This window comes from Nakamurella sp. A5-74 (genome assembly GCF_040438885.1).
In the GTDB taxonomy this organism is placed as follows: domain Bacteria; phylum Actinomycetota; class Actinomycetes; order Mycobacteriales; family Nakamurellaceae; genus Nakamurella.
This window is the reverse complement of record NZ_CP159218.1, coordinates 1,070,519-1,091,242: the sequence shown is the minus strand read 5'-3', so window position 1 is coordinate 1,091,242 and position 20,724 is coordinate 1,070,519. Positions and strand designations below refer to the sequence as shown.

Here is a 20,724-nt window from a genome sequence, read left to right as displayed (position 1 = left end):
GTGTCAATCCGAACCCGTGCCCACTGGAGGAGATGTCATGCTGCTGCGTCTGTATCGCGAGAAACTGCGGCCGTACTCCGGCCAGATCGCGGTGATCATGCTGCTCCAGCTGATCGGCACCATCGCCTCGCTCTACCTGCCGAGCCTCAACGCCGACATCATCGACAAGGGTGTCGCGCAGGGCGACGTCGGCACGATCTGGGGCCTTGGTGTGATCATGCTGGGCGTCAGCCTCGTGCAGGTCGCATGCAGCATCGCGGCCGTGTACTTCGGCGCGCGGGTGGCGATGGCGTTCGGTCGGGACGTCCGTCAGGCGATGTTCGATCGGGTCAACACCTTCTCCGACCGCGAGGTCCAGCACTTCACCCCGGCATCGCTGATCACTCGCAACACCAACGATGTGACGCAGGTGCAGACCCTGGTGGTGATGACGTTCACGCTGCTCGTGATGGCCCCGATCATGTGCATCGGCGGCATCATCATGGCGCTGCGGGAAGACATCGGCCTGTCCTGGCTGCTGCTGGTCGCCGTTCCGCTGCTGCTGGTCTCGATCGGCAGCATCGTGATCAGGATGGTGCCGGGATTCCGCGCCATGCAGACCAAGATCGACACCGTCAATCGTGTGCTGCGCGAGCAGATCAGCGGTATCCGGGTGATCAGGGCGTTCGTCCGTGAACCGCAGGAGACCCGGCGATTCGCCGTCGCCAACGACGATCTGACGGCCACCTCGCTGCGGGTCGGACGGTTGATGGCACTCACCTTCCCGACCGTCATGCTGATCCTGAACGCCTCCAGCGTCGCGGTGCTGTGGTTCGGCGGCTACCGGGTCGACGACGGCTCGATGCAGGTGGGATCGCTGATGGCGTTCCTCAACTACCTGATCCAGATCCTCATGTCGGTGATGATGGCGACCTTCATGTCGGTGATGATCCCGCGAGCCGCCGTCAGCGGCGAGCGCATCGTCGAAGTGCTCGAGACGGAGTCGAGCGTGCGCCCTCCGGCCAGGCCGACACCCGCTCCGCCACGGCGCGGGGTCGTGGAGTTCACCGGCGTCAGCTTCCACTACCCCGGCGCCGACACCCCGGTGCTCAGCGATGTCACGTTGCGCGCCGAGCCGGGACGCACCACGGCGATCATCGGATCGACGGGCTCCGGCAAGAGCACCCTGATCTCCTTGATCCCCCGACTGTTCGACGTCAGCGCGGGGTCGGTGACCATCGACGGTGTGGACGTACGCAACTACGAGCCGGACGAGCTGTGGGGAAGGATCGGCATGGTTCCGCAGAAGGCTTATCTGTTCACCGGGACGGTCGGGAGCAACCTGCGGTACGGGAATCCCCGGGCGACGGACGACGAGCTCTGGGACGCCCTTCGCATCGCCCAGGCCGATGATTTCGTCCGGGCGCTGCCCGAGGGTCTGGACGCGCCGATCGCCCAGGGCGGCACGAACGTCTCCGGCGGGCAGCGCCAGCGGCTGGCCATCGCCAGGGCGCTGGTCCGCAAGCCGGTCGTGTACGTCTTCGACGACTCGTTCTCGGCACTGGACGTGGCGACCGATGCCCGACTGCGCGCGGCGCTCGTCCCGAGCGTCGCCGCGGCTGCGGTGATCGTGGTGGCGCAACGGGTCTCGACGATCCGGGACGCCGATCAGATCATCGTGCTGGACGACGGAGCGGTGGTCGGCCGAGGCCGGCACGCGGAACTTCTGGAGACATGTCCGACCTACGTGGAGATCGTCGAGTCCCAGATGACCCTGGAGGAAGCGGCATGAGCAAGCGGCTCGATCTGCAGAAGCTCTCCGCCGCAGAAACCACCAAAGATGGCACATCGCACGAGGACGCCAAGACGGTCCGGGACGTCGCCCGCAAGGGCGGCAACCGTTCCGGCGGTCCGTGGGGCAACGCGATGCCGACCGAGAAGTCACTGGACTTCGGACCATCTGCCAAGCGTCTCGTCGGACATCTTGCGCCGCAACGACTCCGGTTGATCGTGATTCTCGCCGCCACCGTCACCAGCGTGGTGCTGTCGGTGATCGGGCCGAAGATCCTCGGCCATGCCACCGACCTCATCTTCGACGGCTTCACCGGTCGGACCATCGGTGCCGGCGTGCCCGCAGGCACCTCGCTGCAGCAGGTCGTCGACGACCTGCGGGCATCGGGTGACGATCAGCGGGCCGACATGCTGGCCTCCATGAACGTCGTTCCCGGAGTCGGTGTCGACTTCTCGGCGCTCGGACACATCCTGCTGATCGTCCTGGCGCTGTACATCGGCGCCTCCGTGGTGATGTACGCCCAGGGCTTCATGGTCGCGACCGCCGTCAACCGTGCGATGCGGGAGCTGCGCGCGGAGGCCGAGGCCAAGCTGGGCAAGCTGCCATTGGCCTACTTCGACCGACAGCCGCGCGGCGAGGTGCTCAGCCGCGTCACCAACGACGTCGACAACATCTCACAGTCGTTGCAGCAGACGCTCTCCCAGCTGCTGACCAGTGTGCTGACGCTGATCGGCGTGCTGGTGATGATGCTGACGATCTCCCCGTTGCTGACCCTCATCGCCATGTTCGCGATTCCGCTGAGCTTCGTCCTCACTGCCAAGATCGCCAAGCGGTCGCAGAAGCAGTTCATCACCCAGTGGCGGGCCACCGGCGAGCTCAACGGCCAGGTGGAGGAGTTCTACACCGGGCACGCGCTGGTCAAGGTGTTCGGACGGCAGAAGGAGGCGGCACAGTCGTTCTCGGCCAAGAACTCCGAGCTGTACGAGGCAGGGTTCCGGGCCCAGTTCATCTCGGGCATCATCATGCCGATGATGATGTTCATCGGGAACATCAGCTACGTCCTGGTCGCGGTCGTCGGTGGCCTGCGGGTGGCCTCCGGAGCCGTTTCGCTCGGCGACGTCCAGGCCTTCATCCAGTACTCCCGCCAGTTCACCCAGCCGTTGTCGCAGGTCGCCTCGATGGCCAACGTGTTGCAGTCGGGGGTGGCATCGGCCGAGCGAGTGTTCGAGCTGCTCGACGAGCCGGAGCAGACTGCAGATCCTGTTGCGCCGCACACCATCCCGGCGCGTTCACGCGGACGCGTGGCGTTCGAGGACGTCGCCTTCTCCTACTCGCCGGACACCCCCCTGATCCACGACCTGTCGCTGGTCGCCGACCCGGGGAGCACGGTCGCGATCGTCGGCCCGACCGGTGCCGGCAAGACGACGTTGGTGAACCTGATCCTGCGCTTCTACGAGCTGGCCGGTGGCCGCATCACGCTGGACGGGATCGACATCGCATCACTGCGGCGGGACGATCTGCGGTCCCGGATCGGCATGGTGCTGCAGGACACCTGGCTGTTCGGCGGGACCATCAGGGACAACATCGCCTATGGGCGGCCAGGGGCCTCCGAAGGGGAGATCGTCGCCGCCGCGACCGCAACCTACGTCGACCGGTTCGTGCACTCACTCCCGGACGGTTACGACACCGTCATCGACTCCGAGGGCAGCAACGTCTCGGCGGGCGAGAAGCAGCTGATCACCATCGCCAGAGCCTTCCTGGCGGATCCGTCGCTGCTGATCCTGGACGAGGCAACCAGCTCGGTGGACACCCGCACCGAAGCGCTCGTCCAGCGGGCCATGGCGGCGCTCCGCACCGATCGCACGAGCTTCGTGATCGCCCATCGGCTCTCCACCATCCGGGACGCCGACCTGATTCTCGTGATGGAGGACGGCGCCATCGTCGAACAGGGCACGCACGACGAACTGATCGCGGGCGAGGGGGCGTACTACCGGCTGTACCGCTCACAGTTCGCCGCGGCAACGGACCCGGAATCGGCCCCGGTCCCCGCTGGGGTCAGCGAGGGCTGAGCAGCTTCTCGATCCGGTCGAGTTTGTCGTTCAGAGCTGCAACATCTGCGTGCGTCGCCGACTGGCTGCGCTTTCGCAACGAGATGATGAGGCGTCCGTCGTTGTCCATCTCGCCGTGGCTGACGTCGCTGATGTCGTTGCCGTTCTGCAGCCGGATCGCGTGGTCGAGGTCTGCTGGGTGCAGCCGCAGCCTGCGCAGTCCGCGGGCGACGGGTTTGCCGTCCCGGACCAGGGTCAGGTTCTTGCCCTCGACCCAGCGGGACAGCATCGGGAACCGGTATGCGAGGTAGTCGACGCCCTCGTTGGCCACCATCAGCGTCACCGCCCCGAGCGCGCCGCCGATGAACGAGTTGTCGTCGCCGATGACGGCGTTCTGCACGACATTCGACAGCAGGAGCATGACCGTGAAGTCCAACATGTTCATCTGTGCCATGGACCGTCGTCCGCCGACCCGGAAGATGATCAGGATCAGCAGGTACACGGCGACCGTGCGAATGATCTTCTCCGCCGCGGGGATCTGGAAGTCGAACAGGCTCTGCCACATGGGGTGCTCCTGGGTGCTGAAGAGGTGTCAGCAGCGACGGTAGGCGCGCGCGACCACCAGCACCGCGAACCCGGCCACGAAACGACCGTCAGATCCGCGAACCCGGTGCCGAAACGACCGTCAGCACCGCGAACCCGGCCACGAAACGACCGTCACTACCGCGAACCCGGCCACGAAACGACCGTCACTACCGCGAACCCGGCCACGAAACGACCGTCACTACCGCGATCCCCGGGGTCAGGCGAAGAACGCGGCCACTGTGTCGGGGTCGACGTCGGCCAGGGTCGGCGGATCCCAGCGCGGGGTGCGGTCCTTGTCGATGAGCTGCGCGCGGATGCCCTCGACGAGGTCGGGGACATTGACGAAATGTCCGGTGAGCACGAGGTCCTGGGCGAGCACCGCGGCGATGTCCATCGTCGCAGCGCGGCGCAGCGCAGCGAGGGTCACAGTGAGGCTGGTCGGCGACAGGGTCCCGATCAGCCTCGCGGCGGCGACGGCATCCGGGTGCGGGTGCGACGCCAGCCGGGCGACGATCTCCGTGACGTCATTCCCGGAGTAGCACTCGTCGATCCAGGCCGGCGTCGGTTGTGCCACAGGCGTTTCCGGCCATCCGAACGACTGCAGGGCAGCCGCTCCGCCGGCGGTCAGCGCTGCCACCAATTCAGGCGCTCGATCGCTGGGCAGGAAATGATCAGCGAAGCCTGCTGCGATCGCCGTCGGGCCGTCAATCCGCGCACCGGAGAGCGCCAGGTGGGTGCCGAACTCCCCCGGGCAGCGGGCCAGCCAGTACAGCGCCCCCACGTCCGGGAATAGCCCGATGCCGGCCTCGGGCATGGCGACCAGCGTGCGCTCGGTGACCACCCGGACGGAACCGTGCACGGAGATGCCGACCCCGCCGCCCATGGTGATGCCGTCCATCACGACGACGTAGGGCTTCGGGTACTGCGCGATCAGCAGGTTCATCGCGTACTCGTGCTCGAAGAAGTCACCCGGCCCGTCGCCGCTCTTCACCCCTGCATAGAGCTGCTTGATGTCGCCGCCTGCGCACAGGCCCCGATCTCCCGCGCCGGTGACCAGCACGGCCGTGATCGTGTCGTCCGCGGCCCAGGCGCGGAGCCGAGCGGCGAGCTGGTCGATCAGTTCGACGGACAGCGCGTTCAGCTGACGGGGGCGATTCAGGGTGGCGTGGCCGAGTCCGCCCTCGACGGAGACGAGCAGGATCTCGTCCGGCGCTCCGGTCTGCGGTGACGTCATGGTTCTCACCGTAGGTGACCGTCCGGCTGCGGTCCGCGCGGGTCCGTGGCACGCAACGGGCGGCCGATCCGCAGGGTGCTGGTGTGTCATCGTGGTCGGGATCGGGTACTGCAGGAGCTATGACAGATTCGATCACGGTGACCCGCACAGTGCCGGCTTCGGCAAGCACGATCTTCGACGTGCTCTCCAACCCTGACAAGCATCCGCAATTGGACGGATCCGGTTTCATCCGTTCGGCCGAAAAGCCCCAGCGCATCCAGCAGGTGGGTGACGTGTTCACGATGAACATGTCCGGCGACCACATGGGTGGCGACTACCAGACGGAGAACCACGTCTCCGGGTTCTCGCACAATCAGCTCATCGCGTGGAAGACAGCGCCGGCCGGCGTCGAGCCCCCCGGCTGGGAGTGGCTGTACGAGCTCACCCCGAACGGCCCCGACTCCACCGACGTGAGCCTGACGTACGACTGGGCCAAGGTGACCGACAAGGACCTGCTCGCGAAGCTGAAGTTCCCGTTGGTGCCCGAGAGCGCTCTCGAGGACTCGCTGGCCAACCTGTCGTCGGTCGCGACCAGCTGACCTGATCCGCAGTCGAAGCCCCGCCGGCGCATTTCGGTGCCGACGGGGCTTCGGCGTTCCCCCGGATGTCCGTGCCGAGGAGCTCAGCCCGTCGCTCGACGCCCCCGCCGGGCCCGCAGGTAGTCGCTGATCACGTACTCTCCGAGCCGCTCGGCGTCCGGGGCGAACACCCGACCCCCGCTACGCCTGGCCATCGCATCGACGAACCGTTCCAGACCGGGATCGTCGCCGAGCCGGAAGATGTTGAGCGAGGCGCCCTGCCGGGAGATCGCATCGACCTGGGCGACGCTCGCCCTGATGGTCGCCGCGCTGGGCGGCCAGGAGAACACCGGGAACCCGTCCTCCAGATGCGAGGTCGGTTCGCCGTCAGTGATGACGAGCACGACCGGTTCCGCTTCGGGATGCCGGCGCAGGTGACGTCCGGCCAACATCAACGCGTGCTGCAGGTTGGTGCCCTTCACCCATTCCGGCTCGACGGTCGCCAGCTCCATCGGGGTCATCGTGCGCGCCATCCGGTCGAAGCCGATGATCTCGAGCGCGTCCTGGCGGAACCGGGTTTGGATCAGGTGGGTGAGCGCCATGGCCGTCTGTTTCATCGGCAGCCAGCGGTCCTCCATCACCATCGAGAACGACAGGTCGACGCACAGCGCCACCGCAGCGCGGGTACGGCGCTCCGTCTCGGCGATGACGAAGTCCTCCGGCTCGAGCCCACCGGTCAGCTCGGAGGCACCGGAAGTCGCCAACCGCAGCGTCCGGTTGGTGACGGTCCGCACCGCATCGAACGGTTGCTCGTCACCGAAGGACCACGGCAGGAAGGCCCCTGTCCGTTCGTCGGCGGCCCCGCTGCGGCGGTCGTCGTGGCCGCCGAGTCCACCGGCCCGGAGGTCGGCGAAGATCCGCTTCAACGCACTCTGACCCAAGCGGCGCAACGCTTTCGGCGACATCTGCGGCCCTTCCGGACCGCGTTGCAGGTAGCCCTGCTGCTCCAGCTCACGCTCCAGATCGCGCAGCGCCCGCACGTCCTGCGCTGCCTCGGCGCCCAGGTGCCGCTCCAGCAGCTCGATGTCGACGTCATCCAGCGTCGCCCCCGGATGCTGTCCGGCGAGCTGCGCTTCCAGCTCCTCGAGGTCGGCCAGCTCACCGACGATCCCGGCGGCCTCGCCCATCCCGAGCGGCTCCTCCCCGCGCATCCGCACCCCGGGTCCGTTCATCATCCCGGGTCGCAGCGCGCGCAGGTTGTCCGAGAGCTGCGCCATCTCGGACGCGAGGTCGACGTCCTGGCCCATGGCCGCGTCGATCAGCTCCTCCAGTTCCCGGCGCTGCTGGGCGGACAGCGACCGCATCAACCGGTCCATCTCGGCCTGACGCCTGGCCAGCTGGTCGATCAGCTCGTCGACGTCGGCCGGGTTCTCCGGGAAGAAGTCGCCGTGCTTGCCCATGAACCGCTCGAACTGCTCAGCTGTGTCGGTCCCCCGCGCATGGTCGGCGAGCAGCGCATTGAGGTCGGCCATCATGTCGCGGACCGTGCGCATCGCCGCCGGGTCGTTTCCGCCGAGCGCCTGCTTGAGACCCTGGAACTGTTGCTCCAGCACCTGATCGCGCAGGTTCGCACTGATCTGCTCGTACAGCGCACGCGCCTGCGGGTCGCGCCACTGGTAGTCCTGCAGTTCGCGCAACGCCGCTGCGGTGGTGTCCGGCAAGGCATCCAAGGTCATCTCGGCGAGCCGGGCGCCGTCGTCGTCCGCCGCAGCCAACGTGTCCTTCTCCTGGGCGAGCGCCTGGTCGAGGGCGGCCCTCGCCTTGGTCAGCTCGCCCGATGGATCACCGCGTCGGCTCAACTCACGGCGGCGTTCGCGGATCTGCCGGTGCAGCTCGTCGATACCGGGTGTCTCACCGGAGCCCTTGCGCCGCAACTCCTCCAATGCATCCCGCAGGCTCTTGCCGGCCATCACCTGGTCGCCGAGCTCGTCCATCGCCTGGCGTACGTCGAACGGCGGCGCCAGCGGGTCGGGGCCCTCATGCCAGGCGCCGTAGTAGTAGTTGTCCCTGGCCATCTACGAGCCGTAGATCGTCATGCCGGCTGGACCGCCGGTGGTGTCCTTGGAGAGCCGCTTCCCGAGGTACAGGCCCTCGAGAACGAACTCGATCGCCGCCGCCACCTGTCCGGCGGTGACCGAGTCCTCGTCGATGCCCACCGCGGTGAGCACGGCCGCGAGACCGCGGATCGTGCCGACCTGGTCGAGCAGGCGCTGCGCGGGGACCAGCGCACCGGTCTCGACCACCGCATCGACGGTGGGCGCGTCGGGGCGCTCGTCCCGGCCCGGATCCGCCACCACCACAGCGAATCGATCGGTGAATCCGGACAGGTCGAGTCCGCGGACGAGCTGCCGGAACACCGCGACAGTGGCCCGCCGCAACAGGTGTTGGACGATCTCGGCCTCCCGCCCCTCTTCGCCCATTTCGAACTCCAGCTTGCCCAGCAGGGAGGAGAGCACCGGTTCGAGATCACCGATCCTGGCGACCGGCGCGTTCTCCCCGGTCAGCGCCCCGCGGCGCAGGGCCGCGGCGCTCACGGCTTCCGCGGCCGAGACGGAGAATCGCGCCGAGACGCCGGACCGCTGGTCGATGCTGGTGGAATCGCGCAGCTCGTGGGTGAGTGCGGCGATCACCCGGAGCACGTGCATGGGCACCTCGGCGACCAGCTCGGCTTCCTGCGCGACCAGAGCGACGTCGGCGTCGGCCGTCAACGGGTAGTGGGTACGGATCTCGGCGCCGAATCGATCCTTGAGCGGGGTGATGATCCGGCCGCGGTTCGTGTAGTCCTCCGGGTTCGCCGAGGCGATCACCAGCAGGTCGAGCGGCAGCCGCAGGTGGTAGCCGCGGATCTGGATGTCCCGCTCCTCCAACACGTTGAACAACCCCACCTGGATGCGCTCCGCCAGATCGGGCAGCTCGTTGATGCCGAACAGACCGCGGTTCGCCCTGGGCAGCAGCCCGTAGTGCACCGTGTCGGGATCCCCCAGGGTCCGTCCGGCCGCAAGCTTCGTGGGGTCGACGTCGCCGATGAGGTCGCCGATGCTGGTGTCGGGGGTGGCCAATTTCTCCGCGTAGCGCGCCGAGCGGTGCAGCCATTCGATGGGCAGCGCATCTCCGAGTTCGGCCGTCAGCCGCTGCGACGCCCTGGTGATCGGGTGCATGGGGTGTTCGTTCAACTCCGACCCGGTGATCACCGGTGTCCACTCGTCCAGCAGCCCGACGAGGGTCCGCATCAGCCGGGTCTTGCCCTGGCCTCGTTCACCGAGCAGGACGAAGTCGTGACCGGCCAACACCGCACGCTCGACCTCGGGGACGACGGTGTCGTCGAGGCCGACGATCCCTGGCAGGCTCGGCCGGCCCGATCGCAAGCGCTCCACCAGATTCGCCCTGAGCTCCTGTTTGACGGTGCGGTACTCCGCACCCATCTCTCGGAGCTCACCGAGTGTCGACACGGTGGGCGCCGCAGTGGCATCGGCGGAGGTAGCGGAAGTTTCGCGCGCGGATCCAGTCACCTTCTCCACAGTAGGCAGCACCGCGCCGAGGACAAGGGGCGGCGGCGAAGCGACCGGGAGTTTCAGCTTTGGGCGTGACCTGGAATACGGCTCAGCCGACCAGACCGTCCAGCAGATGGTTCTCCAGGTGATCCAGTCCCAGCCGCACCCCGCCGGTCACCACGGCATCGGCCCCCAACGAGGAGGCGACCACCAGCGGCGGGTTGTCGATCATCGCGGCCGGCAGCAGTTGCTGGATCGTGTCCACCAGAAGCCGGCCGGCATCGGCAACCCCGCCGGAGATGACGACCATCGCCGGATCCAGCAGCGTGGCGAGCACCCCGACCAGATGCGCAAGCCGCTCGCACACGGTGCGCACGATGCGCAGTGCGCTCTCGTCCCCGTCGGCCGCAGCTCGGAACACCGCGCGCGCGCTCATGTCGGGAGTGTCGACTGCTGCCGTGCCGTCGACAGCGGCTCGTTGGGCCGCCGCACCGAAGGTCGCTGTGCCGTCTGCGATCGCGGCCGCAGCGAGTTCCCTCGCATGGCGGGCGATCCCGAGCACCTCCGGCCCTATCGCCGGCATCAACGACACGAACCTGAGCTCCCCGGCGCTGCCGTGCTCGCCCCGGACCAACCGGCCGCCCATCAGGATCCCGGCGCCGAGCCGTTCGCCGGCGAGCACCACCACGACGTTGTCGAGAGACCTGGCCACACCCGACCATCGCTCACCGAGGGCGGCCAGGTTGGCGTCGTTCTCGATCAGCACCGGCCAGCCACGACCCGTCGCCCAGGCGGTGGCCAGCGCAACCCCTCGTTGTTCGGCGGGGTACTCGATCTGTTGGACCGCGGACAACGATGACGGCACCCCGACCACAGCCACCAGCACCTCCGCGGTCCGCATCCCGGCGCCGGTCAGCGCGCGGCCGACCAGTTCGTCCAGCAGCGCCGTGCGGTCCGCCGTCACCGGGTCAGGCAGGGTCCGCTCAGACACCCCCCGCAGAACCCCGCGGAGGTCCGTGACCCAGACGGTGATCGTGTGCACCCCCAGGTCGACTGCGACCACCGCACCGCTGTCCGCAGCGAAGGCATAGCGTCGCGGTGGCCGCCCACGCCCGCCCGACATACCGCGTGCTGCAACGGGTGTGCCGCCATCCACCTCGATGATCCGTCCGAGCCGCAACAGGTCCGCGCACACCTCGTGCACCGAGGTGCGGCTGAACCCGGTGGCCTCCATCAGTTGCGAGGCGGTCATCACCTCGCCCACCCGGAGCACCGCGAGCAACGCGTCGGCGCTCACCCGGCGCAGCTGGTGCGAGGTGACAGGGCGCGGCGGCGGCGATCCAACGCTGGACATGGTTGACAGTTTCCCCCACTCCTCGGGCCACGACGTCACGACGGAGGTCTCCGCCACGGCCGAGGGTTGACGTTCGGCGTGCCACGCGGGATGCTGATGCCGCACGGATTGATCCACGCCTCTTATTTATTGCTGATCGCACGCTACGGCACGGTCGGCATCGGCAGGGAACACCCGGGCACTCAACGTCGAGCCATGGAGGAACAATGTACCGAGTCATCCGAATGCGGAAGGTCGGCCGCGTCACCGCGGCCCTCACCGCCACTGCGGTGCTGCTGGCCGGGTGCGGCCGCACCGAGTCCTCCGTGGGCGGGAGTGCCGCCGCGCCGTCGACGATCGGCAGCGCACCGGCCACCGGCACGCTCACCATCTGGGCCCAGGCCGACGAGGCCGCCGGCCTGCCTGCGTTCGCCGAGGAGTTCATGAAGGCGAACCCGGGTCTGACCATCACCGTCAACCCACTCCCCTGGGACGCGGCGCACAGCAAGTACCAGACTGCCATCGCCGGCGGTTCGACGCCGGACATCGCCCAGATGGGGACCACCTGGATGAGCGATTTCCAGGACGCGTTCGCCCCGGTCCCGACCTCGATCGACACCTCTGCGTTCTTCGAGGGATCGGCGAAGACCAATGAGGTCGGTGGCACCATGCTCGGCGTCCCCTGGTACGTCGACACCCGGGTCTTCTACTACCGCAAGGATCTGGCGGAGAAGGCCGGCTGGAAGGAGTTCCCGAAGACCTGGGACGAGTTCAAGAAGTTCGGCAAGGACCTGCAGACCAAGGCCGGAGCGAAGTGGGGGATCGGTCTTCCCGCCACCGGGACCGATTCCTTCCAGAGCATGCTGATGTTCCCGTGGTCGGCCGGAGCGAAGCTCACGAACGACGACAACTCGAAGTGGACCCTCGACTCACAGCAGTGGATCGATGCGCTCACCTACTACCAGTCCTTCTTCAAGGACGGGATCTCGAACCCGAACCCGGACACCGGCGCCGGCGCCGCCGAGGCGGCGTTCGTCGACGGCAGCACGCCGGTGCTGGTCGCTGGACCCAGCGGCATCGGCTCGATCAGCAAGGCAGGTGGGGGCGCCGACTACCAGAGCAAGTTCGCCGTCGGTCGGGTGCCGTCGAACTCCTCGTCCACCAGCTTCGTCGGTGGTTCGAACCTGGTGGTGTTCAAGAACAGCAAGAACGCCGACGCCGCGTGGAAGTTCATCCAGTGGATGTCCACCCCGGAGGTCCAGGTCCGGTGGCAGAAGGCGGTCGGTGACCTGCCCGCGGTGAAGAGCGCCTGGCAGGACAAGGCTTTCGCCGACGATGAGTTCCTGAAGGTCTTCGGCGCCCAGCTGGAGGACACTGCCGCTCCGCCGACCGTCACCACCTGGACCCAGGTCAGCGCGGCTGCCGACAAGGTGCTGGAGCGGATCGTCCGCTCCGACGCCGATCCTGCAACGTCGCTGAAATCGCTGCAGTCCCAGGCGGATTCGATCGGCACCGGTTCCTGATCATGGCCACCGAGGTGAATCTCTCCGCGGCTCGGCCGGCTTCCACCGGTCGGCCGGGCCGCGGATCACCCCAGGCGACGCGGGCCCGCCGTCAGGGGCTGACGGCCTGGCTGTTCGCGCTGCCCTTCGTGGTGATCTTCGGCGTCTTCATGCTGGTGCCCATCATCTCCTCGTTGGGCATGTCGTTCACCGATTTCACCTCGCGCGACATCCAGTCACCGTTCGCCGTCGGATTCGTCGGGTTCGACCAGTACGCCGACCTGTTCAGTAATGACCAGTTCCTCAAGTCGCTGTCGGTCACCGGCTACTTCGTCGTCGTCGGCATTCCGCTGACGATGGTCGTGGCGATGACGTTGGCGGTCGCCCTCGACAGCGGGATCGATCGATTCCGGTCCTTCTTCCGGGTCGGCTTCTACCTGCCGGTGGTCACCGGCATCGTCGCGATCGCAGTCGTCTGGCGATTCATTCTGCAGGACAACGGGATTCTCAATGCCGTTCTGGGATGGTTCGGCATCGACGGCCCGAACTGGCTGAACTCGACCACCTGGGCGATGCCCGCGATGATCCTGATGGCGGTGTGGCGCAACACCGGGACGCTGATGATCATCTTCCTGGCCGGGCTGCAGGCGATCCCGACGGAGGTCAAGGAAGCGGCGGCGATCGACGGGGCCGGCGCCTGGAAGCGGTTCACCAGGATCACCCTGCCGTTGATGCGGCCCACCCTGCTGCTCGGCGCAGTTCTGCTCTCGGTCGGGTACCTGCAGTTCTTCGAGGAACCCTTCGTGATGACCAACGGTGGCCCACTGGACTCGACGTTGTCGGTGAGCTACTTCGTCTACAACCAGTTCGGGTTCGGCAAGTACGGCACCGCGTCCGCCGCCAGCTACGTGCTGTTCGTCATCATCGCGTTGCTGTCCCTCGTCCAGTTCCGCGCACTGCGCAGCAAGGACTGATCCGCCATGACCGTTACGCTCGACAGGACCCGGAACCGCGACGAGGACGCCACCGACGAACCCGCCATCACCATCGGTCGGGCGCTGCGTACGCCGATGGGGTGGCAGCTGGTGATCTACCTGCTGCTGGTCATCGGTGTGGTGGTCGCGCTGCTGCCGTTCGTGATCATGCTGTTCTCCTCGCTGAAGACCCAGGGCGAGATCCTCCGCGACCCCAGGAGCCTGATCCCGCAGGAGTTCACCGGTGAGAACTACTCCAGATGGTTCTCCGACATCGGCATCGGCCAGTTCTTCACCAACAGCATCGTCGTCGCTGTCGCGACCGTCGCCGGCAACATCGTCTTCTGCTCGATGGTCGGATATGCGCTGGCCAAGATGGAGTTCCGGGGGAAGAAGGTCCTGTTCGCCCTCGTGATGGTGACCCTGATGACGCCAGGAACCGTCACCTTCGTGCCGCTGTTCGTCCTGGTCTCGAAGCTCGGGCTGGTCAACACCTACCCGGCCCTGATCCTGCCGTTCCTGGTGACGCCCACCGGCGTGTTCCTGATGCGGCAGTTCATGATGGGTATCCCCGAGGCCCTGCTGGAGGCCGCCAGGATCGACGGGGCCGGCGAGTGGCGGATCTTCTTCCGCGTCGTCCTTCCCCTGTGTGGCCCGCCGATCGCCACCCTCTCGATCCTGACGTTCCTCGGTTCTTGGAACAACTTCCTGTGGCCCCTGGTCGCCGCGCAGAGCGAGGACAAGTACACCCTGCCGATCGCCCTCACGCTGTACTCGAAGGGGCAGGACGCCACGAACTACGGTCTGCTGCTGGCCGGGTCCGTGTTGGTGATCGCTCCTATCGTCGTGTTGTTCCTGGCGCTGCAACGCTTCTTCGTCCAGAGCGTCGTGTCCTCCGGGATCAAGTGACCGGCAACGACGCGAGGGGCGCCACTGACATCATCGATGCACCGTTCCGGGACCCGGCGCTGGACGTGGAGGCGCGGATCGAGGATCTGCTGGCACGGATGACCCTCGAGGAGAAGCTCGGCCAGATGCTGCAGCTGGATGCCCGGCAGGATCTGGACGACATCATCACCGTCAAGCTGGCGGGTTCGATCCTGCACGCCTCGCCGGAGCGGATCCTGCGCGCACTGGAGCTCAACGATCGCACCCGGCTGCGGATCCCGCTGCTGGTGGCAGAGGACTGCATCCACGGCCACTCCTTCCGACCGGGGGCGACGATCTTCGGAGTCCAGCTGGCGATGGCGGCCAGCTTCGATCCGGTGCTGGTGCAGCGCGTCGCCAGGGTGACCGCCGTAGAGGTATCGGCGACCGGGATCCACTGGACGTTCTCACCCGTGCTGTGCGTCGCCCGTGACGTCCGGTGGGGTCGGGTGAACGAGACGTTCGGCGAGGACCCGGTGCTGATCGCAGAGTTGGGCGCGGCGATGATCCGTGGCTACCAGGGCGATGGGCTCGCGGACCCGACCGCGATCCTGGCCTGCGCCAAGCACTTCGCCGGTTACTCGGAGACCCAGGGTGGCCGGGATGCCAGCGAGGCGGACATCAGTCGGCGCAAGCTTCGCTCGTGGTTCCTGCCGCCGTTCGAGCGCGCCGTGCAGGAGGGCTGCCGGACGTTCATGCTCGGCTACCAGGCGATCGACGGCGTCCCGATCACCGCCAACCACTGGCTGCTGGACGGGGTGCTGCGCGGCGAGTGGGGCTTCACCGGAACCCTGGTCACCGACTGGGACAACGTCGGCCGGATGGTGTGGGAGCAGCGGGTGCGCCCGGACATCGCCGAGGCCGCGGCGAGCGCCGTGTTGGCCGGGAACGACCTCACCATGGCCACCCCGACGTTCGCCGACGGTGCAGCGGAGGCCATCGAGCGCGGACTGATCCACGAGCACCACATCGACACCGCGGTGCGCAATTTGTTGCGGGTCAAGTTCGAACTCGGCCTGTTCGAACGACCACGCCTTCCCTCACCGGAACGTCAGCGCGCCGTGATCGGCTCCCCCGCGCATGCCGAGTTCAACCTGGAGGTGGCGCGCCGCTGCCTGATCCTGTTGCAGAACAACGGTTCCCTACCCCTCGACATTGCGGCGCCGGGCTACACCATCGCCGTCATCGGGCCCAATGCCGACGAGGCACAGGGACAGCTCGGCGACTGGGCAGGCAGCTCCGGCCAGATCGACTGGATGCCGGCCGGGCACCATCGCCACCAGATCGAGACGGTGCTCGACGGACTGCGTGCGCTGGTACCGCCGTCCTGGACGGTGCTCCACGAGCGGGGCGCCGACATCGTCGAGGAGTCCGCACCCGATGCGGGTGTGCTCCCCGACGGTCAGCCCGCTCCGCCGGTGGCCGTCCCTGCGAGCACGGACCCGGACCAGCTCGCCGCCGCAGTCGCCGCGGCCACCGCGGCGGATCATGCGCTGGTCGTCGTCGGCGACTGCCTGCAGCTCACCGGGGAGGGCCGTTCGACGGCCACCTGCGAGCTCATCGGCGGGCAGATCGCACTGCTGGACGCAGTCGTCGCTACGGGCACCCCGACCACCGTGGTGGTGCTCAGCGGCAAACCTCAGGTGCTCCCGCCGTCGGCGCTCGCCGCCGACGCCTTGATCCAGGCGTTCAGCCCCGGCATGCGCGGCGGCCGCGCGATCGCCGAGCTGGTACTCGGCCGGATCGAACCGACCGGACGACTGCCGATCTCGATCCCCCGACACATCGGGCAGCAGCCGACCTTCTACAACACCGTGCGCGGTCAGCACGGCGATCGCTACGCCGACCTGACCCAGGAACCACAGTTCGTCTTCGGCGACGGGCTGTCGTACTCAACCGTCGAGTACCGCGCGCTGACGCTCGGCACGTCCCAGGTCGCCGCCGACGGAGAGATCACTGCCGAGCTCGTCCTGGAGAACACCGGCGACCGCCCGGCGACCGAGACCGTCCAGGTGTACGTCCGCGATCTGGTGACCTCGGTGACCTGGGCGGACAAGGAGCTCAAGGCGTTCCGTCAGGTCACCCTGGAACCCGGCGAGAGCCGAACGGTCTCCGTGCAGGTGTCCGTCGCACAGTGCTCGATCGTCGATGCCCGAGGGCATCGGGTGGTCGAGCCGGGCACGTTCGAACTGCTGGTGGGCTCATCCGCCCGCGACCGCGACCTGCTGGCGGCCGAGTTCACCGTGCTCTGACCTGTTCTCCCCGGAACTGCGCTGCGACTCAATGACACCCGGCACTGCGCGGCGGCGCGGCGGTTCCTAGTCTGGTTCTCGACACGGGTGCCGTCCGGGACCCGCAGAGGCAAGCCTGGGAGCGGACATGAGCGACGTGCACACGGATCCGACGGCCGCCGGCGCTGCACATCCCGGCCGGGACGGTCTGACCCGGATGATCCCGCACTTCACCACCACCACCGGCTGGCGGGACGAGACGTTGCCGATCCTGAAGTCCGGCAAGGGCGTCTGGGTGGAGGACGTCGACGGGAAGAAGTATCTGGACGGGCTTTCCGGTCTGTTCTGCTCGAACCTCGGGCACGGCCGCGCCGACCTGGTCGCGGCAGCCTCCGAACAGATGCAGCGGCTCGCGTTCTTCCCGACCTGGGGAGCTGCCCATGAACCCGGCCTGCAGCTCGCCGCGGAGATCACCTCCCGCGCCCCCGGCGATCTCGACAGCGCCTTCTTCGTCAACTCCGGGTCGGAGGCGGTGGAGTCCGCGATCAAGTTGGCCAGGACCTATCACCTGGCCACCGGTGAGACCGCCCGCCACAAGATCATCTCGCGTGACTTCTCCTACCACGGCACCACTCTCGGGGCCTTGTCGGTGACCGCGGTGCCGCGCTTCCGGGAACCGTTCCTGCCGATGTTGAACGATGCGGTGCGCAACATCCCGAACACGCTGCGGGCCAGCGCGGCACCGGGCGGCGGGCCCGGCGACCTGTCCAGCCTCGACCTGCTGGAGGACCTGATTCTTGCGGAGGGGCCGGAAACGGTCGCGCTGGTGATCGCGGAGCCAGTACAGAACGGCGGCGGGGCGATCGTTCCGCCCGAGGGCTACTGGCCCCGGCTGCGGGAGATCTGTGATCGCTACGGAATCCTGCTCTGCGCCGACGAGGTGATCACCGCCTTCGGCCGGCTGGGTCACTGGTTCGGCTCCGAGAAGTTCGGCGTGGTGCCGGATCTGCTCACCTTCGCCAAGGGAGTGACGTCCGCCTACGTGCCGATGGGCGGTGTACTGGCCAGCTCGAGGGTGACGCAGACCATCGCCGATTCCTCGCTCGGCTGGTTCGCGCACGGCTCCACCTTCGGGGCGCATCCGGTGGCCAGCGCGGTGTCGCTCGCGACCATCGACGCCATGGAGAAGGAGCACGTGCTCGACAACGTGCGCAGCTCGGCTCCGACCCTGCTCACCGGGTTGCAGGCGATTGCGGCCGCGTCACCGGTCATCAGGGAGGTCCGGGGCACCGGCTTCTTCCACGCCCTCGAGCTGGTCGCGGACTCCGGCACCGACACCGACCTGTCGGCCGACCAACGGGCCGGTCTGCTCGGCGGGGTGATCATGCGGTCGCTGCGATCCGCCGGCCTGCTGCTCCGCCCGGACGATCGCGGGCCGGCCAGCATCGTCGTCTCCCCGCCGCTCGTCACCGATGTGAGCGAGCTGGGGATCCTGCTCGATCGGCTGGAGACGGTGGTGACCGACGTCGCACACTGGGTCGCTGCCCATCCCTGATGCCGGAACGGGCGGGGACCCCGGGTGCGCATCGGCCCCCTGTCGGGAGGAGAGCTACCTCCCGGCGTCCGATGAAGAGAGAATTTCAGGGCAGCAGCAGATCCTGCAGCACCGCGGCATCGGCGCGATGTCCCCCGGCTTCGGCGCGCTTGGCCATGTCGAGCAGCTCGGAACGCTCAGCAGGGGTGTTGTAGGTGGCGACGTCGTGGGCGATGGCGCGACGTCGACGGCGCGCGGCGCGCAGTGCGCGGGAGCGCTCGGTGGACAGGGAGAGCGTGGACGGACGGTTCATGGCATACCTCGATGGCTTCGACGGGCGATCGGGCAGCGCTGGCCTCACGGTGACTGACGGGATCTGAGAGTTCTTGATCGATCCAGACAGCTCAAGGCTACCGACTGGTACGGCCTCTCGCGAGGTTTCTCGGTGTCAGACGGCCCACACGACGCAGGTCACACCTGCGGTCAGCCGTAGGGTCCGACGGCGAGACGGCGGTTCGCCGGGTCCCACGGGTGACCGTGGTGTTCGGGGCTGCGGGTCGGCTCAGATCTGGCCGGGTGTCACGCTGATCGGGGTGCTGCTCCTGGCGGTACCGATCTCGGCAGGGCTTCCCGGGGTGCTGCCGTTGGAGAGCACATTGCCGCTGATGGTCGCGTTGACCGCGCCGGCTGTCACCAGGTAGCACTTCCACGATCGCTGGTGTCCGCCGAAGACGTTGTTGCGGATGATCATCGAGTTGGCGTTGCCACCCTTGTCGGTGAACTTGCTGGAACACTCCCCGTTGTCGATGAAATTGTTCTCCACCAACAGGTTCAGCACCGATCCCCATTCGGGCGCGGCCATCACTCCGAGGCTGTTGGAGTCGGTCATGACGTTTCCGCGGATGGTGATGTCGTCGCCCCGCAACACCTGCACGCTGTCGTTGTGGGTGCCGCCGGACTTCTGCGACTGCCAGTGATCCGGGTAGTAGACGTTCTTGCCCAGCACCGAGTTCTCGATCGTGACATTGGAACCGGTGATGTTGATGGAGTCGACCTGCCCGGAGATCTTCACCCCACGTGCGGTGAAGTTCGACCCACCGATGCCGGACGCGTTCCACTCCGACGCTGTGGACTCGGCGATGATCGTGTCCTCGATCACCAGGTTGGCATAGCCGGCCCTGGCGTCGACCAGCGGCCAGTAACGGCGGGCTGCCGCATTGGTACCGCCGGTGACGACCGAGTTCCGGATGGTGACGTTCGGCGCCCGCACGATGATCGAACCGTGCACCTCGACGGCGTCGATCACCTGACCGGCCTTGTCTGCGATCAGGTCTCCCTCGATCACCGTCGGCTCGGGGGTGGCAGGAGGAGCCGGTGGTGGGGAATCCACCGGCGGGGAATCGACCGGCGGGGACGACGGGAGGACCGGCGGGGACGGGACCGAAGTGGTGGGCTGGAGCTCCGTCGTGATCGGAACCGGGGTCGTGGGCGCACCCTCTGTGGCCGGCACCGTCTGCGTGGTCGGCACCGTCTGCGTGCTCGGCACCGTCTGCGTGCTCGGCACCGTCGGCGTGCTCGGCACCGTCTGCGTGCTCGGCACCGTCTGCGTGGTCGGCACCGTCTGCGTGCTCGGCACCGTCGGCGTACTCGGTAGCGCGGGATTCGACGGCGGAACCGGCGTCGTCGGAACCGGCGTCGTCGGCGCGGACTTCGTCGGAACCGGCGTCGTCGGCGCGGACTTCGTCGGTGCCGTCGTCGGCGCCGGCGCGGGCGTCGTGGCCGCAACCGGTTTCGCGATCGCCGCCGCGTAGAAGACGACTGCCTGTCGCCGCCAACCGGCCGCCTCCAACGCGGCTCGCTTGGCGGCCGTCGCCGCGATCCTGCTGAGCGCCCCCTTCGTGAACCGGTAGACCGGGACGCACGACGGTCCGCCGACGACGGATGCATAGAAGTCAAGCCGCTGCTTGACGTACCCGGCCGCGACGGCCGCATTCAAGACGGTCCCGGCCGGGGCCCAGCGGAAGTCGTACGTCCTCGGGTTGTACAGCCGGTAGATCGCTGTGGTCCCGCGCTGCTGGATGGCTGCCACCCGGGCCACCGCGCCGTCCTGTGCCGTATAGCCGTATTTCGCAGCCGACCTGGCGTTTTCGGCAGCGCTGGTGGTCAACAGACTGGTGCCGGTCGGCTTCGAGCTCTGGTAGACGTTCGTGCTCAGGTACAGACAGCCCGGAGCCGGTGCCGCGATCGCGAGGGCGCCGCTACCGATCAGCAGCGCCGAGGCTCCCAGAGCGCCGACGGCCACAGCTGTCAGCAGACGGACGCCGCGGGAGCGCCGAGAGGCGGTCGAGACCACAAGTACCTCCGAGGAACGATTGACGGGGAGCGCAGAGAACGTCGGAACCAGAGACATCCAGAGCCCGGGCACCTCGGTGAACCGGACCTGCAGAGCTCCATCGATTACCGAAGGTGTTTGCCAG

Annotated in this window: 15 protein-coding genes; 8 read left to right on the top strand and 7 right to left on the bottom strand. The window is 67.7% G+C overall.

Annotation, left to right across the window (positions count from 1 at the left end):
- Positions 1–37: 37 nt before the first annotated feature.
- On the top strand, positions 38–1,771 hold the full coding sequence (locus tag ABLG96_RS05025; RefSeq protein ID WP_353650300.1) for an ABC transporter ATP-binding protein: 1,734 nt from the start codon (positions 38–40) through the stop codon (positions 1,769–1,771).
- Positions 1,768–3,840 (top strand): ABC transporter ATP-binding protein, encoded by a 2,073-nt coding sequence (locus ABLG96_RS05020; RefSeq protein ID WP_353650299.1) that lies wholly within the window; start codon positions 1,768–1,770, stop codon positions 3,838–3,840. Before ABLG96_RS05025 ends, ABLG96_RS05020 begins: the two co-directional genes overlap by 4 nt.
- On the opposite strand, the gene ABLG96_RS05015 is transcribed toward ABLG96_RS05020, so the two are convergent.
- Together ABLG96_RS05015 and ABLG96_RS05010 are read right to left on the bottom strand one after the other, a co-directional pair.
- Positions 3,827–4,384, bottom strand: coding sequence for a YetF domain-containing protein (locus tag ABLG96_RS05015; protein ID WP_353650298.1), 558 nt, complete (start codon positions 4,382–4,384; stop codon positions 3,827–3,829). The two genes, ABLG96_RS05020 and ABLG96_RS05015, sit on opposite strands and share 14 nt — an antisense overlap.
- Before the next feature lie 237 nt (positions 4,385–4,621).
- Entirely contained in the window at positions 4,622–5,638 is a 1,017-nt protein-coding gene (locus ABLG96_RS05010; RefSeq protein ID WP_353650297.1) for an enoyl-CoA hydratase/isomerase family protein, read from the bottom strand.
- 119 nt (positions 5,639–5,757) lie between these two features.
- On the opposite strand from ABLG96_RS05010, the gene ABLG96_RS05005 reads away from it, so the two are divergent.
- Positions 5,758–6,216 carry an SRPBCC family protein gene (locus ABLG96_RS05005; RefSeq protein WP_353650296.1) on the top strand — a complete coding sequence of 153 codons (459 nt, stop codon included), beginning with the start codon at positions 5,758–5,760 and terminating at the stop codon, positions 6,214–6,216.
- Positions 6,217–6,299: 83 nt separating this feature from the next.
- On the opposite strand, the gene ABLG96_RS05000 is transcribed toward ABLG96_RS05005, so the two are convergent.
- The 3 genes from ABLG96_RS05000 to ABLG96_RS04990 all read right to left on the bottom strand — a co-directional run bounded on the left by ABLG96_RS05000 (position 6,300) and on the right by ABLG96_RS04990 (position 11,100).
- Entirely contained in the window at positions 6,300–8,270 is a 1,971-nt protein-coding gene (locus tag ABLG96_RS05000; protein WP_353650295.1) for a hypothetical protein, read from the bottom strand.
- Positions 8,271–9,677: a sigma 54-interacting transcriptional regulator gene (locus tag ABLG96_RS04995; RefSeq protein ID WP_353651384.1), complete on the bottom strand. Its 1,407-nt coding sequence runs from the start codon at positions 9,675–9,677 to the stop codon at positions 8,271–8,273. It abuts the gene before it with no gap.
- 178 nt (positions 9,678–9,855) lie between these two features.
- Entirely contained in the window at positions 9,856–11,100 is a 1,245-nt protein-coding gene (locus tag ABLG96_RS04990; protein ID WP_353650294.1) for an ROK family protein, read from the bottom strand.
- Positions 11,101–11,306: 206 nt separating this feature from the next.
- Between ABLG96_RS04990 and ABLG96_RS04985 the strand changes: the two genes are divergently transcribed.
- From ABLG96_RS04985 to ABLG96_RS04965, 5 genes are all read left to right on the top strand, one after another.
- Positions 11,307–12,602: a sugar ABC transporter substrate-binding protein gene (locus ABLG96_RS04985; RefSeq protein WP_353650293.1), complete on the top strand. Its 1,296-nt coding sequence runs from the start codon at positions 11,307–11,309 to the stop codon at positions 12,600–12,602.
- A 2-nt stretch (positions 12,603–12,604) separates the two neighbouring features.
- Positions 12,605–13,555 (top strand): sugar ABC transporter permease, encoded by a 951-nt coding sequence (locus ABLG96_RS04980; RefSeq protein ID WP_353650292.1) that lies wholly within the window; start codon positions 12,605–12,607, stop codon positions 13,553–13,555.
- Between the two features lie 96 nt (positions 13,556–13,651).
- A complete protein-coding gene (locus ABLG96_RS04975) occupies positions 13,652–14,464 on the top strand; it encodes a carbohydrate ABC transporter permease (RefSeq protein ID WP_353651383.1) in 813 nt (270 codons plus the stop codon).
- On the top strand, positions 14,461–16,734 hold the full coding sequence (locus ABLG96_RS04970) for a glycoside hydrolase family 3 N-terminal domain-containing protein (RefSeq protein WP_353650291.1): 2,274 nt from the start codon (positions 14,461–14,463) through the stop codon (positions 16,732–16,734). The genes ABLG96_RS04975 and ABLG96_RS04970 overlap by 4 nt, the downstream gene beginning before the upstream one ends.
- A 127-nt stretch (positions 16,735–16,861) precedes the next feature.
- A complete protein-coding gene (locus tag ABLG96_RS04965) occupies positions 16,862–18,268 on the top strand; it encodes an aminotransferase class III-fold pyridoxal phosphate-dependent enzyme (protein ID WP_353650290.1) in 1,407 nt (468 codons plus the stop codon).
- An 85-nt stretch (positions 18,269–18,353) separates the two neighbouring features.
- Here the strand turns inward: ABLG96_RS04965 and ABLG96_RS04960 are convergent, their stop codons facing one another.
- Both ABLG96_RS04960 and ABLG96_RS04955 read right to left on the bottom strand, forming a co-directional pair.
- The gene (locus tag ABLG96_RS04960; RefSeq protein WP_353650289.1) at positions 18,354–18,560 is read right to left on the bottom strand and encodes a hypothetical protein; all 207 of its coding nucleotides are present in this window, start codon (positions 18,558–18,560) and stop codon (positions 18,354–18,356) included.
- Between the two features lie 249 nt (positions 18,561–18,809).
- Entirely contained in the window at positions 18,810–20,657 is a 1,848-nt protein-coding gene (locus ABLG96_RS04955; RefSeq protein WP_353650288.1) for a hypothetical protein, read from the bottom strand.
- Positions 20,658–20,724 lie beyond the last annotated feature (67 nt).

What these genes read in the sequence shown, in the direction of transcription:
- ABLG96_RS05025 (WP_353650300.1), top strand. Translation starts at nt 38, where the DNA reads ATGCTGCTGCGTCTGTATCGCGAGAAACTGCGGCCGTACTCCGGCCAG.
- ABLG96_RS05020 (WP_353650299.1), top strand. Translation starts at nt 1,768, where the DNA reads ATGAGCAAGCGGCTCGATCTGCAGAAGCTCTCCGCCGCAGAAACCACC.
- ABLG96_RS05015 (WP_353650298.1), bottom strand. Translation starts at nt 4,384, where the DNA reads ATGTGGCAGAGCCTGTTCGACTTCCAGATCCCCGCGGCGGAGAAGATC.
- ABLG96_RS05010 (WP_353650297.1), bottom strand. Translation starts at nt 5,638, where the DNA reads ATGACGTCACCGCAGACCGGAGCGCCGGACGAGATCCTGCTCGTCTCC.
- ABLG96_RS05005 (WP_353650296.1), top strand. Translation starts at nt 5,758, where the DNA reads ATGACAGATTCGATCACGGTGACCCGCACAGTGCCGGCTTCGGCAAGC.
- ABLG96_RS05000 (WP_353650295.1), bottom strand. Translation starts at nt 8,270, where the DNA reads ATGGCCAGGGACAACTACTACTACGGCGCCTGGCATGAGGGCCCCGAC.
- ABLG96_RS04995 (WP_353651384.1), bottom strand. Translation starts at nt 9,677, where the DNA reads ATGGGTGCGGAGTACCGCACCGTCAAACAGGAGCTCAGGGCGAATCTG.
- ABLG96_RS04990 (WP_353650294.1), bottom strand. Translation starts at nt 11,100, where the DNA reads ATGTCCAGCGTTGGATCGCCGCCGCCGCGCCCTGTCACCTCGCACCAG.
- ABLG96_RS04985 (WP_353650293.1), top strand. Translation starts at nt 11,307, where the DNA reads ATGTACCGAGTCATCCGAATGCGGAAGGTCGGCCGCGTCACCGCGGCC.
- ABLG96_RS04980 (WP_353650292.1), top strand. Translation starts at nt 12,605, where the DNA reads ATGGCCACCGAGGTGAATCTCTCCGCGGCTCGGCCGGCTTCCACCGGT.
- ABLG96_RS04975 (WP_353651383.1), top strand. Translation starts at nt 13,652, where the DNA reads ATGGGGTGGCAGCTGGTGATCTACCTGCTGCTGGTCATCGGTGTGGTG.
- ABLG96_RS04965 (WP_353650290.1), top strand. Translation starts at nt 16,862, where the DNA reads ATGAGCGACGTGCACACGGATCCGACGGCCGCCGGCGCTGCACATCCC.
- ABLG96_RS04960 (WP_353650289.1), bottom strand. Translation starts at nt 18,560, where the DNA reads ATGAACCGTCCGTCCACGCTCTCCCTGTCCACCGAGCGCTCCCGCGCA.
- ABLG96_RS04955 (WP_353650288.1), bottom strand. Translation starts at nt 20,657, where the DNA reads ATGTCTCTGGTTCCGACGTTCTCTGCGCTCCCCGTCAATCGTTCCTCG.